This window comes from Yersinia sp. Marseille-Q3913 (assembly GCF_963892745.1).
GTDB lineage: Bacteria > Pseudomonadota > Gammaproteobacteria > Enterobacterales > Enterobacteriaceae > Yersinia > Yersinia bercovieri.
Map to the genome: position 1 here is coordinate 99771 of NZ_CAWQAF010000004.1, position 14630 is coordinate 114400.

Sequence of the window (14630 nt, forward strand, 5' to 3'; positions counted from 1 at the left end):
CAAATGACATCAAAGCTAACACAGGTGAAACCTGAGCACGTTACGGATGCTGTCATTGAAACCCGGCACTTATATAAGCGTTTCGGGCAGGTGACGGCGCTAGAAGATATCAATATTCGCATCAATCGTGGTGAGTTTGTGGCAATTATGGGGGCATCAGGCTCAGGTAAAACCACGCTGATGAACATTCTGACTTGCCTGGACACGGTAAGCGAAGGGCAGGTGTTGCTCGATGGCATTGATGCTGCGGGCCTGGATGAAGAGGGGCGCCGGAAATTTCGGGCAGACAAGATAGGGCTGGTTTTCCAGCAGTTCCACCTTATCCCCTACCTGACGGCGTTAGAAAACATTATGTTAGCGCAGCATTACCACAGTGTGGTGGATGAAGAGGCGGCGCGGCAAGTATTGGAGCAGGTTGGGATGACGCCACGTATGGGTCACTTACCCAGTCAGCTTTCTGGTGGTGAACAACAGCGGGTATGCATTGCGCGCGCACTGGTCAATCAGCCGCCGATTATTTTTGCCGATGAACCTACCGGCAACCTTGATGAAGAGAATGAACAGCGGGTCTTGGATCTGTTAAACCATATTCATCACCAAGGCAGAACCATCGTTATGGTTACTCACAATCCAGACTTAGGGTGTGTTGCTGATCGGATAATTCGACTCCAGCATGGTAAATATCTTAACGAAGAGAGTCGTCATCATGTGGCTTAATGGGTTAAAAACGATTGGCCTTTGTAGTCTGCTATTGCTGCTTAGCGCCTGTAAACAAGAAGAGGTTGCGGTGGGGGAAGTGGCCCCTCAACTGGCAGCTTATGATATGCAGGGTAAACCGGTCGCACTCGATCAATGGAAAGGCAAACAGATATACCTCAACTTTTGGTCGGCAAGCTGTGGCGGTTGTCTGGCTGAAATGGCGGCACTGGATAAGCTGAGTCAGCAATATCAGAATGATATTGTGGTGGTGGCTATCAACACCGATCCGGCGCAGGTGGATATCAACCCGGTATTGGCACAACGCAATCTCAGCTACCCTGTCATTCGTGATCAACTGGGGATCACGCAGGAGCGCTATCAGGTTATTGGCACGCCAACCTCTTTTCTGATTGATCAAAGCGGCAAGGTAACTGAATTGCATCAGGGCGCACGTAATGAGAAGGATTTGACGGCGTTGTTCCAACAATGGGCAGCGGGTGCATAATGAAAGTCATGCTGTTGGCCCTGTGTATGATGATGTTCAGCTTAACCGCACAGGCGGCCGCTGACGGTGAGCATATCTATAAACAAACCTGTTCAAGCTGCCATGGGCGTTTGGCTGACAGGAAAGGTTTGGATAAAGCACCTTCGCTGATATCGTTATCTCGCAATGAGATAGTCGATGGTCTCACGGCGCGGCGCGATGGCAAGATTGTCGGCAGGGGGAATAAAGCTAAAGCGCATCTGTCAAATGAAGATATCCAAAAGCTTGCTGATCATATTGAAAATCTAAAAATCGCCCGGCCTAAAGCCCCCTGATTTCCTATCATGACGCTATCTGGATGATTTTATAAATTAAATGCGCGTAGGGTCATCACTGAATATGAGTGATTTCGCTGCTTCATTTGGTCAGATGAATGCTGTATTATATGTTGTATATAAAATGCATCTTTAAGTTATTTGAGGAATATCAGCATGGAAAATAGATCAGCGCTGCTTTGTTATAAAGAGTTACCTCTCTGGAACAGTGCTGGTGTGCCAGCGATGTTTCGCGAGAAACACAATACCAAAGCTGGCACTTGGGCCAAACTCACTATTCTTCGCGGGGAGATGGATTTTCTGATTCTGGATGAAGCAGGAAACACCCTGGAAAGACACTCATTTTCAAATGAACATCAGCCGCCGTTTATTGAGCCACAAGTCTGGCACCGTATTGCTGCCTGCTCAGATGATCTGCAATGCCAGCTTAGCTTTTACTGCACAGCAGAAGATTTTTACCATAAAAAATACAATTTAACCCCGACACACTCTGAAGTGATTGAAGCGGTAAAGTGGGTTCAACCGGGTAAAGCATTAGACTTAGGTTGTGGCTCCGGGCGCAACTCGCTATACCTGAGTTTATTAGGCTTTGATGTTACGGCTGTGGATAAGAGTGCCGACAGCATCAGTAATTTACAGCAGTTCATTGCACAGGAAGATCTGCAAAAAATAACCGCCGATACATATAACATCAATGAGGCCAGTTTGGATAACCGCTACGACTTTATTCTGTCGACGGTTGTTTTGATGTTCCTGCAGCCGGAAAGAATCCCCCATATTATTAACAACATGCAAGAGTGTACCTTGCCCGGTGGTTATAATCTGATTATCTCCGCCATGTCGACCGATGACTTCCCTTGTACTGTGCCATTCTCCTTTACGTTAAAGTCAGGTGAGTTAAGCCATTACTATAAAAATTGGGAGATCATTAAGTACAACGAAGATATTGGGCAATTACATAAGACTGACGCCCAAGGTAATCGAATAAAATTACGCTTTGCGACCTTGCTGGCGAAAAAACCGTAATTGCAGCCTCGAACAGAGCTTGCCGCTGCGTGATAGTTAAAATCTTATGCTAACTTGCTGATAATTTAACGGGTGGTAAGTTGGGGGTATTGCGCAACCAGCTGGCGATATAGTCAATAAATAGGCGAAGTTGAGGGAAGTTTCGGTGAATAACGAAAAGATTGAGCATTTAGACGCGGTAAGTCATAACGCCCGTCGAGTAATGGAACGAGAAGGGCTAGATGCTTTGGTGGTCACAGTATGTGATAATTTTTATTATCTGACTGGGTTTGCCAGTTTCTTTATGTACACCTTCCGGCATACCGGCGCGGCGGTTGCTATCATGTTTCGGGATGACACCATTCCTTCGCAAATCATTATGAATGAGTTTGAAGCTGCCAGCACACACTTTGATATGCCCAATATGGAGCTGAAAACTTTTCCAGTATGGGTTGATGTCGACGATCCACGTAATCCGCTTAATCATCTGAAAAAAAGTGAGCGCCCGATTGGCCCGCCGGTTGAGGCTGTTTTCAGCTTAGTTAAAGCGGCGCTGGAGAGTGCGGGTGTAATGAATAAGACGATTGCTATTGAATTAAATGCAATGTCCAACGGCGGTAAAAGGGTGTTGGATCAAGTAGCCCCAGGGTTAAAATTGGTTGATTCCGCTCCGCTGTTTAACGAAATAAGAGTGATAAAAAGCCCGTGGGAGATCAAGCATCTGCGAAAAAGCGCTAAGATTACCGAATATGGTATTGCTTGTGCGGCTAAAAAAATTCGTGTTGGTTGCACTGCTGCGGAGTTAACTGCTGCATTTAAAGCGGCAGTAATGACGTTCCCGGAAACTAACTTTTCCCGTTTCAATCTTATTGCTGTTGGCGATAATTTCTCACCTAAAATGATCGCAGATGAGACGCCGGCCAAAATGGGTGACTTAATTAAGTTTGATTGCGGTGTTGATGTTGCCGGCTATGGTGCGGACTTGGCAAGAACCTTTGTGTTAGGGGAGCCAGACCCACTGACACAGCAAATCTATGACACCATCAGAATCGGCCATGAACATATGTTATCGATGGTAGCACCAGGGGTGAAATTAAAAGATGTCTTTGATTCCACCATGGATGTCATCAAAAAGTCAGGCTTGCCGCACTATAATCGAGGTCATCTCGGGCATGGTGATGGTGTATTTTTAGGATTAGAAGAAGCTCCCTTTGTGAGTACATCGGCAACTGAAACCTTTCGTCCAGGAATGGTATTAAGTCTCGAAACACCTTATTACGGTATTGGTGTTGGTTCAATTATGTTAGAGGATATGATTCTCATTACCAATAACGGTTTCGAGTTTTTAAGTAAATTGAACCGTGATTTACTGCGCTACCATTAATTTGTGCACAATATCTCACTTTACGTGAATTAAATTCATCTCTGAGAATAAGCTCCTCGGCTCTTTCCGTGCGCTTATTTACCTTTTACGGGAGCAGATGTGTAGGTTCCCGTAAATAGTAATATTATTCATATAAAATAGAGGGTTAAAGCACATGAGTGAATTAACTCTACTGTTAATAGCATTCTCTTGGTTATTTATTAGTTTGAAATAGTTCTATTAACAATGATAACGGAAGTGATAATCGACCTTGCCAATAATAGTGTGAACTTGTGATCCTAAATATAAAGATTATTTTATAGAATCAAAATTATGAGCAGTAAATGGTACATAGGACCAAATCTTGCTGCCTTTTCACAGGATACTGTGTCGTGGTATTCACTTAGTGAAAATATTTTATCTCCACTAAGTGGATTTTTACGATATTTTTAACTAAGATAATTCTTAAGTGTGCTTGGATTGACGTACATATCACATTTTTACCTCTATTAATCGCTGGAATAACAATATTCTATAATAATTCGACAACAGTATTTTCTTTCAACTATCCTATGTAACATGCTGTAATACATTCTAAGGACTTCATTTCATCATAATTCCATAATGAAAAACGGAAGTTCGTGAAGTGGCTTTTCTTGATCATCAAACAAGTTGCTGGCTTAAGGGTTATATAATGTATAACGCATTTACGACACTGCTGCGCCCATTGCATCGGCAGAGAATTACTATATTAGCGCTATTAATTTCCGGCCTTTCAGTTAACCCCGTCATGGCAGAAACACAGTATGATTCATTAATCATCAAAGCCAGAGCAGGGGATACTGCGCCGGTCCTTGACTATTTAAAAAAAGAATCTAATGCAGGCCCACTTAATAGCGGCCAGGTTGATGACTGGCTACAGATAGCCGGTTGGGCAGGGCGCGATCAGGAAGTGATCGACGTTTACGAAAAATATCACTCTTCAATGAATCTCTCCTCGCGTGGATTAGCGGCTGCGGCGCGTGCTTATCGCAACGAAAAACGTTGGGATCAAGCTTTGGCTCTGTGGCAAAGCAGCTTGAAGAAAGACCCGACCAACCCTGATCTTATCACCGGCATGATCATGACGCAGGCTGACTCGGGGCGTGGGGGGGAGGCTTTACAGCAGGCAAAAGCGTTGGCCGAGCGTGATCCCTCCGCCAAAAACTACATGACACTCTCTTACCTGAATCGGGCCACCAACCGCAATTATGATGCGTTGCAGGCTTCCAGTGAGGCGGTACGATTAGCCCCTGAGTCTGAGGAAGTATTAAAAAATCACCTTGAAATCTTGCAAAGAAACCGTATTGCCGATCCGGCATTGCAGCTTGCTAAAGAGAATCCAAAACTGGTCACCGCTGAGCAATATAGGCAACTTGAGAGAGATGCGGCGGCGGAACAGGTCCGTATGGCGGTGTTGCCAACGCGCAGCGAAACTGAACGTTTCTACATCGCAGATCAGGCGCTGGCAGACTATCAGGATTTGTTAGCCCGCTGGAGCAAAGATCCCGAGGCTCAGGCAGATTACCAGCGCGCCCGTATTGATAGGCTGGGTGCATTGCTAGTGCGCCGTAATACCGCTGAGCTGATTAAAGAATATGAAGCGATGGAAGCGGAAGGTTACAAAATGCCTGACTATGCCCGTCGCTGGGCCGCTTCTGCTTATATTGATCGCCGGATGCCAGAAAAAGCTGCGCCGATCTTGACCAGTTTGTATTACGCCGATGGTAAAACCTTCCGCAACAGTGATGACTTGCTTGATGCTGATGATCTCTATTACGCACTGAATGAAAGTGAGCAATTGGATAAAGCGCATCAATTTGCTAAGAACTATAGCGAGCAAACCCCGTACCAGGTTGGAGTTTACGGCCTGCCGGGTAAAGAGCCCAATGACGATTGGATGGAGGGTCAGACGCTGCTGGTTCAATCCCTGGTGGCGCTCAATGACCTCCCCGCAGCACAGAAAAAGCTGGAGACACTATCCAGTACTGCCCCTGCTAACCAGAATCTACGTATCGCCTTAGCCAGTGTTTATCTGGCCAGAGATCTGCCGCGCAAAGCTGAACAAGAGTTGAAAGCAGTTGAATCCCTGGCACCACGCAGCCTTATTTTAGAACGTGCACAAGCTGAAACCGCGATGGATTTACAGGAGTGGCATCAGATGGAGTTACTGACCGATGATGTGATTACTCGCTCACCGGAAGACGTGCCGTCGCAAGAGTTAGACCGCCAACGCAAAGTCCACAATATGTATGAGCTGCGTATCCTCGGTAACCACACGCTCTCCTCCAATAGCCCGGTTAGCGGCAGCAAAGACTTTGGTATTGAAACCCTGCTGTATAGCCCGCCGATAGCGGAAAACTGGCGGGTATTTGGTGGTGGCAACTATGACAATGCGCAATTTGAGGAAGGAAAGGGCATTAATCGCGTGATGCGTTTAGGCGGGGAGTGGACCTCTCGTGACCACTGGGCTGAGGCCGAAGTGAATAACCAGAATTACGGTTTTGGCAATAAAACCGGTGCCCGGTTAGCCACTTGGTACGATTTTAATGATCACTGGCGGGTCGGGGGTCAGGTCGAAAGATTGGCTAAAGAGACCCCACTGCGCGCGTTGAAAAACAATATCACCGCCAACAGTGCTTCTGCCTTCGTGTTATGGAAGGCCGATGATCGACGTGATCTCGAATTTAACGTCACACCATCAGACTTCTCTGACGGCAATAACCGTTGGGAATATGAGCTTAATGGGCGTCAGCGCATCTGGACCGGGCCATATCTGACAGCTGACTTCAGTTTGGGTCTGGCTGCGAGCCATAACACCAAAGAAGATGTTATCTACTACAACCCGAAAAGTGATTTCACTTACCTGCCAGCAGTGACCCTCAATCACATTATGTATCGCCATTATAAGACGGTCTGGAGCCAACAAATACAGCTTGGCGTGGGGGGCTACTGGGAGAAAAACTATGGTAATGGCCTGGTCACCACGGCCGGTTATGGGCAACGTATTCAATGGAATGATGTTGTCGATGCTGGTGTGGCGGTTACCTATGATAAACGCCCTTATGATGGTGTCCGTGAGCATGATCTCTCGCTCGCTTTTGATTTGAATTACCGTTTCTAAGGGATCAGCGCTATGGCGAAGATACTATTTATTATCCGGATACTCGTAGTAGGAATGATAACGCTACTGGCATCCGTGTGTTATGCCGAAAAACCGGTATTCGTTCCTCCGGCCGAGCGTGCGTTACCGCTAAGTGAAAGGCCGTGGCAAAAAAATACCTTTGTGGTCATTGCCTATCATGATGTTGAAGATGACTCGGCAGATCAGCGCTATCTGTCGGTAAGAAGCAGCGCCTTAAGTGAGCAGTTGGCGTGGTTGAAAGATAATCGCTACAACGTGGTCTCTGTCGATCAGATTTTGGCGGCCCGTAATGGGGGGACGCCACTGCCGAACAAAGCTGTTTTGCTCACTTTTGACGATGGTTACCGCAGTTTTTACACCCGTGTGTATCCGCTGTTAGAAGCTAATAATTTTAGCGCAGTGTTGGCACCGGTAGGCACCTGGATTGATACACCGCCCAATAAAAAGGTCGATTTTGGTGGTTTAAGTACCGATCGCGATCGTTTCCTCACCTGGAAAGAGATCGCCGAAATGTCTAAATCAAAACTGATTGAGATAGGTGCGCATACCTATGCCTCACATTACGGTGTGATTGCCAACCCGCAGGGGAATACCGAACCGGCGGCGGCCAACCTGATCTATGATCCAAAGACGAAGAAATATGAAACCGAAGCGGCATTCAAGCAGCGGATGGAAAAAGACGTTTCGTTGATTACGCAGCGGATTATCAAGGCCACGGGGAAACAACCACGGGTCTGGGTTTGGCCATACGGTGCGCCGAACGGCACAGTATTAACTATCTTACGTCAGCAGGGTTATCAAATGGCGATGACTCTGGAGCCGGGCATTGCTAACGTCAATGACCTGATGAATATCCCGCGTATTTTGATCAGTAATAACCCATCGTTGAAAGACTTTGCCCAGTTGGTCACCTCGGTACAAGAAAAAGATATTATGCGGGTGGCACATGTCGATTTGGATTATCTCTACGATCCAGACCCGGCACAGGAGAAGGAAAATCTCGATAAACTGGTGCAGCGGATCTCTGATTTACGTGTTACTACGGTGTTTTTACAAGCTTTTTCTGACCCGAAAGGGGATGGCAATATCCGGCAGGTCTACTTCCCTAACCGCTGGATCCCAATGCGTCAGGACTTGTTTAACCGCGTAGCCTGGCAATTAGCCTCTCGTCCAGATGTCGATGTGTATGCCTGGATGCCAGTGCTGGCCTTTGACATGGACCCATCTTTGCCCCGCGTCACCCGTATTGATCCGAAAACTGGCAAAACCAGCATCGATCCAGACCAATATCGCCGGCTGTCGCCATTCAATCCAGAGGTTCGGCAGCGCATCATTGATATCTATCGCGATATGGCCTACAGCGCACCTATTGATGGCATTCTCTATCACGACGATGCAGTGATGTCTGATTTCGAAGACGCCTCACCGGATGCTATCCGCGCATATGAGAAAGCTGGCTTCCCAGGTTCGATTGCTACCATCCGCAACGATCCCGAAACTATGGCTCGCTGGACCCGCTATAAGAGCAAGTATCTGGTTGATTTCACTAATGAATTAACAAAACAGGTGCGTGACATCCGTGGCCCGCAAGTAAAATCAGCACGCAATATATTCGCTATGCCAATCTTAGAACCGGAAAGTGAGGCGTGGTTTGCGCAGAATCTTGATGATTTCCTGGCTAACTATGATTGGGTTGCTCCGATGGCGATGCCATTAATGGAGAAAGTGCCGCTATCTGAGTCGAAAGAGTGGCTATCGCAACTGGTTAATAAGGTTGCAGAACGCCCTGGCGCACTGAATAAAACTGTATTTGAACTGCAATCGAAGGACTGGACCAAGCCTGAGGGCAGCAATGCTATTAGCGGCCCGATACTGGCAGGATGGATGCGCCAGTTGCAGTTAAATGGCGCGCAAAATTTTGGTTACTATCCGGATAACTTTATCACTGGCGAACCACCGCTAAAAGATGTCCGCCCTGTGCTATCTTCTGCCTGGTATCCTTTATATGATCGATAGAATTATTGCGTTACTCATCCTATGCCTGGTATTGAGCATTCCTGCGGGAATGATCCTGCTCTTTACCGGTGACGTACTGCTGAATTTTGTTTTCTTCTATCCGCTCTTTATGTCCGGTATCTGGATAACCGGCGGCCTCTACTTCTGGCTACGCCGGGAGAGACATTGGCCGTGGGGCGATGATGTGCCAGCGCCGGAGCTGAAAGGCAACCCGTTGGTGTCGATTTTAATCCCTTGCTTTAACGAGGGGTTAAATGCGCGGGAGACCATTCACGCGGCATTGGCACAGACCTACACCAATATTGAAGTTATCGCGATCAACGATGGCTCCAGTGATGATACCGCCCAAGTGCTGGATTCGCTGCTGGCTGAAGATCCTCGTCTGCGAGTCATTCATCTGGCCCATAATCAGGGCAAAGCCATTGCCCTGCGCATGGGTGCGGCGGCGGCGCGCAGTGAATATCTGGTGTGCATCGATGGTGACGCCTTACTGGACAAAAAAGCGGTGCCTTATCTGGTCGCGCCACTGATTGCCAACCCGCGCACCGGAGCTGTCACCGGCAACCCACGTATCCGCACCCGCTCAACCTTGATTGGTCGTGTGCAGGTTGGCGAGTTCTCCTCTATTATCGGGCTGATTAAGCGGACGCAGCGCGTCTATGGTCAAGTCTTCACCGTTTCAGGTGTGGTGGCCGCTTTCCGCCGTAGAGCGCTGGCGGATGTGGGCTACTGGAGCCCGGATATGATCACGGAAGATATTGATATCAGTTGGAAATTGCAGGTCAGACACTGGTCAGTATTCTTTGAGCCACGGGGTTTGTGCTGGATTTTGATGCCAGAAACCTTGGGCGGCTTGTGGAAACAGCGTCTGCGCTGGGCGCAGGGCGGGGCAGAAGTCTTCCTGAAGAATATGTTCAAGCTGTGGCGCTGGCGTAATCGCCGGATGTGGCTGCTGTTCCTGGAGTATTCGCTCTCTATCACTTGGGCCTTTACTTACCTGTTCAGCATCACTCTATTCCTGCTGGGTCTGGTTATTCCACTGCCGCCGGGAATTCATGTGCAAACGGTCTTCCCGCCAGCTTTTACCGGAATGGTATTGGCCCTGACCTGTCTGTTGCAGTTTGCTATCAGCCTGGTGATTGAACGGCGCTATGAGCCTAAACTGGGCACTTCCCTGTTTTGGATTATCTGGTATCCGATGGTCTACTGGATGCTCAGTCTGTTTACCACTGTGGTTGCGTTCCCCAAGGTCATGCTCAACAGCAAGCGTAAACGTGCGCGTTGGGTGAGCCCAGACCGTGGAATAGGGAGAGTTAAACCATGAATGAACCCCTGATTCATACCGAGCAGCGGGCCTTACCCCGCTGGATCGACATCATCATTACCGCATTGGCCTGGTTCGGTTTTATCTTTCTGTTTGTGAAGGGATTTTTGGATATGATCGACCGGGCGCCGAACATGGGGCCGATCCCGTTTCGGCTCTATATTCTCAGCGGTTTGACCACTATCGCCCTGTATGCGGCTATTGCGCTATTCAATGCTGTGATTATTATTATCTGGGCCAAGTACAACCAAATTCGTTTTCAGGTTGAACGTCGTGGTCATCGGCCACATCTGGATGATGAGGAGTTGGCGAACAGCATGGATCTCTCGGGCGAGATGATAGCCCAGTTGAAGGCTGGCTCCTGTCTCACGTTATACAACGATGAGCACGGGCAACTTCTTGAGGTCAAAGAGGGGCTACAACTGCCAACTGTCGCTCCGGTGGTTAATTTACGCCGAGGGTGATGGGCGATAATCTCTGGATACTTGAGGTCAGTGGCTATCAGGCGCTGGTATCAGGTATTCAGGGATAGCCGTTGTGATTTTAGCTCTGCTTCTGAGATAGATGCCGCAAAACACCACTTTCTTTTATTACCCCTCCTTATATATTGTTATGATCTGACTGAAATTATAGTGTGAAGTCATCATTGAGTTTCGTCATAACAGCTATTCCTCTGGCAGTTGAGTTAAAAAGGGAGCACACAGTGAAGCAAAACGATTTCGGACAAACTATCGGAGCAGAATTATTGGATTGGCAAGCAGCACTGTTGCCGCAGCGGGAAATTTTGCCGGGCCATTTTTGCTATCTCGCCCCAGTCAATGCAGATAAACATGAGGCCTGCTTATATCAGGCGTATCAGATGGTTAAAGATGCTCATGACTGGACCTATTTTTATTGTGAGCGGCCGGAAAATGAAGCCGATTTTCATCAATATTTGCAAACATTAATCAATAGCACAGAGTCTCTCCACTATACGGTGGTTGATGCCCAAATGGGCCTCGCATTAGGCACTGTTGGCTTACAACGAGTTGATGAAAAGAATGGTGTTATCGAGATAGGCTCGGTTAATTGGTCGCCGCGATTAAAGCGCAACTCGGCAGGTACTGAGGCGATATATTTACTCTTACATTACGTCTTTGACAAATTAGGTTATCGTCGCTGTGAGTGGAAATGTGATTCATTGAATGAGCCGTCAAATGCTGCGGCATCTCGCTTTGGTTTCCAATTCGAAGGGCAGTTTCGCCAGGCTATCGTGACGAAAGGGCGTAATAGAGACACCAATTGGTATTCAATCACTGATCGCGAGTGGCCATTAATTAAACAGGCATTTAATGATTGGCTGGCTATGGAAAATTTTGATAGTCAGGGTAAGCAAAAAGCGCGTTTGCAGGATTTAAGAATCAGCCGTTAGTAATAGCCAGATTAATTATATTTAATACTATCCCCTTGAATTACCAATTGATGATTAGATTTCGCCTTTACTTAAAGCTGAGATAAAAAGGGTAAGGGCGAAATAGCAGCGCGAGATTAATTCAGGGAGTAAAACGGGGCTAAATAGTATAGCGCGATTTGAAAAATGATTAGAGTGAAAAATGAACAAATAAAAAATTATATATTTTTTGCATTTTGATCGCGCGAAAGTTAAGAGTGTCATTATACTGTAATCATCTGGCGGTATTTTTCACACGGTGCATTGTTTAAGCTGATTATAGTTTAGGCTGTTGTTTATCACTGCGGGGATCGCTAATGGTAGAGTCCATGATTGGGCTGTTAAGACAAGACCAAAGTTTTACTCAAGCAACTCGTTGTGACGAGGGCTCCCCCTCCGACTCTCAATTTCCAGCACCACTGTCAGTCTCTACTCCTGATCTATTATCTCCAACATTTTTGTTCCCAATACTTATATCCCTTAATACCCCCCGTTGCGATACTGTTTTCACTCGAGCTATTAGGCCGCTTGAGTGTTTATATTATACGCATTTTTCATTGGCTACTATTGGCTGCGAAGGAAGCCAAAACCTCATCCGTATGTGAAACATAATCGCGCAGGCAACTTCTGCTGCGGTAGGTGAAACAAACTGTAAGGTGCCACTATGGGAAGACAGAAAGCAGTGATCAAAGCTCGTCGTGAAGCGAAACGCGTCATTAGACGTGATTCACGTAGTCATCGTCAGCGTGAGGAAGAGAACGTGACATCGTTAGTGCAAATGGGCGGTGTTGAATCAATAGGTATGGCACGGGATAGCCGTGATACCTCCGTTATTCAGGCGCGTACGGAAGCTCAAGGTCATTACTTATCAGCCATAGACAGTAAACTGCTCATCTTCGCCACTGGTGAAGCGGGGTGTGGTAAAACCTTTATCAGCGCGGCCAAAGCCGCTGAAGCGCTCATTCACAAAGAAGTTGATCGAATTATTGTGACGCGGCCTGTTTTACAGGCAGATGAAGATCTGGGCTTCCTGCCCGGTGATATCTCGGAGAAATTCGCGCCTTACTTCCGCCCGGTGTATGACATTCTGCTGCGCCGACTCGGCTCCTCTTTCATGCAATATTGTTTGCGTCCGGAAATTGGCAAAGTGGAAATTGCGCCATTTGCTTATATGCGTGGGCGTACCTTTGAGAATGCGGTGGTGATCCTCGATGAGGCACAAAACGTGACCGCCAGCCAAATGAAGATGTTTCTGACCCGTCTCGGTGAAAATGTCACGGTTATCGTTAATGGAGATATCACCCAATGCGACCTGCCGCGTGGTGTGAAATCAGGTCTTAGTGACGCGCTGGAGCGTTTCGCTGAGGATGAAATGATTGGTATTATCCGCTTTGACAAACAGGATTGCGTCCGCTCAGCGCTGTGCCAACACACGTTGAATGCCTACTCATAACGGCAGTTTCTGAATAGATGACCCGATAAAAAAGGGCAAGCGCGATAAACGCTTGCCCTTTGCTTTCAATGAAAAAGCTGATGAATAGCAGCTACAGCATAATTGTCATCATGTAAGCGGCAAACAGTGCCAAATGGGCAGTGCCGTTCAAGACGTTGGTTCTGCCGGTGGAGAATGAGATCTGCGACAGAATCAAGACGCTGACCATCACCACGATATGCGGCGCTTCCAGACCAAAGTTCAACTCTTGCCCGGTCAGTACCGCTATCAGTGTCACCGCTGGAACTGTCAGTGAAATGGTCGCCAGCACTGAGCCGAAGAACAGGTTCATGGCGCGCTGCACCTGATTCGCCAGCACCGCTTTTAAAGCACCCAAGCCTTCAGGGGAGAGGATCAGCAAGGCAATCAGGAAGCCCGTAAATTTGGCCGGTGCATTCAATTCAGTCAGCAATGCTTCCAGTGGATTAGCATCAAATTTGGTGACTGCAATCACCGCAACCAGATGAACCAACAACCACAGTGTATGCCACAGGCTGCTGTGAGACGACGGCTTACCGTGCGGGTCACTGGGATCATCACCTTCGTCTTCGTGTTCATAGACAAACAAGTTCTGGTGCGTTTTGGTCTGGATCAGCAGGAAAACGCCATACATCGCCGCCGAAATGGCCGCGACAACCAGTGACTGCGCAACGGTAAAATTACCGCCGGGCAGGGTGCCGGGTAGCACCAACACAATGATTGCCAGCGGAAAGATAGCCATCAGATATTGTTTGATACCCACCAAATTGACGTGCTGGGTGGCAAATTTACGCCCACCCAGCAGTAAGGAGACACCCACCAATCCACCGATAACAATCATGATGATGGAGTAGAGTGTATCGCGCATCAACGCGGGGGCGGCATCACCGGTTGCCATCATTGCCGAGATCAGGCTGACCTCAAGGACCACCACCGACAGACTAAGGATCAGAGAACCATAAGGTTCACCCAAGCGGTGTGCTAACACGTCGGCATGGCGAACCACGCTGAAAGCGCTGCTCAGAATACCCACCAGGGCAATCAGGTTGATAATGATAACCGCGGCGAAATTACTGGTATTGCCCCAGATATTAAGAATAACCAGCGCAATAATGGGCAGAATAAGGGAGTATTCGTGATGGCGTGATTTAGATCGGCCAGGATCATGTTGCGACTTCATTTTGAGAAGGCTCCTAATAACTTTACTGTATTAAACGGGCATTACAGCCATTTAACGATAATTAAGCGCCATATTGCAGGCTAAGTAGCTTTAAGACTAACAAATAACAGGAAATTGTCGCAGAAAATTTACAAGGTTTT

General features: G+C 47.6%; 12 protein-coding genes. 11 read left to right on the forward strand and 1 reads right to left on the reverse strand.

Features of this window, described 5'->3' with window-relative positions:
- The first annotated feature begins 3 nt into the window (after positions 1 to 3).
- From AACW11_RS02395 to phoH, 11 genes are all read left to right on the forward strand, one after another.
- Entirely contained in the window at positions 4 to 717 is a 714-nt protein-coding gene (locus tag AACW11_RS02395) for an ABC transporter ATP-binding protein (protein WP_212585801.1), read from the forward strand.
- Positions 707 to 1204: a TlpA family protein disulfide reductase gene (locus tag AACW11_RS02400; RefSeq protein ID WP_212585802.1), complete on the forward strand. Its 498-nt coding sequence runs from the start codon at positions 707 to 709 to the stop codon at positions 1202 to 1204. The genes AACW11_RS02395 and AACW11_RS02400 overlap by 11 nt, the downstream gene beginning before the upstream one ends.
- The gene (locus AACW11_RS02405; RefSeq protein WP_212585803.1) at positions 1204 to 1518 is read left to right on the forward strand and encodes a c-type cytochrome; all 315 of its coding nucleotides are present in this window, start codon (positions 1204 to 1206) and stop codon (positions 1516 to 1518) included. Before AACW11_RS02400 ends, AACW11_RS02405 begins: the two co-directional genes overlap by 1 nt.
- A 156-nt stretch (positions 1519 to 1674) precedes the next feature.
- A complete protein-coding gene (gene tehB, locus AACW11_RS02410) occupies positions 1675 to 2544 on the forward strand; it encodes an SAM-dependent methyltransferase TehB (protein ID WP_212585804.1) in 870 nt (289 codons plus the stop codon).
- Positions 2545 to 2689: 145 nt separating this feature from the next.
- Entirely contained in the window at positions 2690 to 3907 is a 1218-nt protein-coding gene (locus AACW11_RS02415) for a M24 family metallopeptidase (protein WP_212585805.1), read from the forward strand.
- Between the two features lie 673 nt (positions 3908 to 4580).
- The gene (pgaA, locus tag AACW11_RS02420; protein ID WP_212585806.1) at positions 4581 to 7049 is read left to right on the forward strand and encodes a poly-beta-1,6 N-acetyl-D-glucosamine export porin PgaA; all 2469 of its coding nucleotides are present in this window, start codon (positions 4581 to 4583) and stop codon (positions 7047 to 7049) included.
- 12 nt (positions 7050 to 7061) lie between these two features.
- Positions 7062 to 9086 carry a poly-beta-1,6-N-acetyl-D-glucosamine N-deacetylase PgaB gene (gene pgaB, locus AACW11_RS02425; protein ID WP_212585807.1) on the forward strand — a complete coding sequence of 675 codons (2025 nt, stop codon included), beginning with the start codon at positions 7062 to 7064 and terminating at the stop codon, positions 9084 to 9086.
- Entirely contained in the window at positions 9076 to 10410 is a 1335-nt protein-coding gene (pgaC, locus tag AACW11_RS02430) for a poly-beta-1,6-N-acetyl-D-glucosamine synthase (protein ID WP_212585808.1), read from the forward strand. The genes pgaB and pgaC overlap by 11 nt, the downstream gene beginning before the upstream one ends.
- Positions 10407 to 10874: a poly-beta-1,6-N-acetyl-D-glucosamine biosynthesis protein PgaD gene (gene pgaD, locus AACW11_RS02435; RefSeq protein ID WP_212585809.1), complete on the forward strand. Its 468-nt coding sequence runs from the start codon at positions 10407 to 10409 to the stop codon at positions 10872 to 10874. Before pgaC ends, pgaD begins: the two co-directional genes overlap by 4 nt.
- A gap of 239 nt (positions 10875 to 11113) precedes the next feature.
- Positions 11114 to 11821 carry a GNAT family N-acetyltransferase gene (locus tag AACW11_RS02440; protein WP_212585810.1) on the forward strand — a complete coding sequence of 236 codons (708 nt, stop codon included), beginning with the start codon at positions 11114 to 11116 and terminating at the stop codon, positions 11819 to 11821.
- A gap of 682 nt (positions 11822 to 12503) precedes the next feature.
- Positions 12504 to 13292 (forward strand): phosphate starvation-inducible protein PhoH, encoded by a 789-nt coding sequence (phoH, locus tag AACW11_RS02445; protein ID WP_005271909.1) that lies wholly within the window; start codon positions 12504 to 12506, stop codon positions 13290 to 13292.
- 91 nt (positions 13293 to 13383) lie between these two features.
- Here phoH and chaA read toward each other — a convergent pair whose 3' ends face one another.
- Entirely contained in the window at positions 13384 to 14490 is a 1107-nt protein-coding gene (gene chaA, locus AACW11_RS02450; RefSeq protein WP_212585811.1) for a sodium-potassium/proton antiporter ChaA, read from the reverse strand.
- Positions 14491 to 14630: the final 140 nt, after the last annotated feature.

Coding starts and splice junctions, on each gene's coding strand:
- AACW11_RS02395 (WP_212585801.1), top strand. CDS start 4: ATGACATCAAAGCTAACACAGGTGAAACCTGAGCACGTTACGGATGCT.
- AACW11_RS02400 (WP_212585802.1), top strand. CDS start 707: ATGTGGCTTAATGGGTTAAAAACGATTGGCCTTTGTAGTCTGCTATTG.
- AACW11_RS02405 (WP_212585803.1), top strand. CDS start 1,204: ATGAAAGTCATGCTGTTGGCCCTGTGTATGATGATGTTCAGCTTAACC.
- tehB (WP_212585804.1), top strand. CDS start 1,675: ATGGAAAATAGATCAGCGCTGCTTTGTTATAAAGAGTTACCTCTCTGG.
- pgaA (WP_212585806.1), top strand. CDS start 4,581: ATGTATAACGCATTTACGACACTGCTGCGCCCATTGCATCGGCAGAGA.
- pgaB (WP_212585807.1), top strand. CDS start 7,062: ATGGCGAAGATACTATTTATTATCCGGATACTCGTAGTAGGAATGATA.
- pgaC (WP_212585808.1), top strand. CDS start 9,076: ATGATCGATAGAATTATTGCGTTACTCATCCTATGCCTGGTATTGAGC.
- pgaD (WP_212585809.1), top strand. CDS start 10,407: ATGAATGAACCCCTGATTCATACCGAGCAGCGGGCCTTACCCCGCTGG.
- phoH (WP_005271909.1), top strand. CDS start 12,504: ATGGGAAGACAGAAAGCAGTGATCAAAGCTCGTCGTGAAGCGAAACGC.
- chaA (WP_212585811.1), bottom strand. CDS start 14,490: ATGAAGTCGCAACATGATCCTGGCCGATCTAAATCACGCCATCACGAA.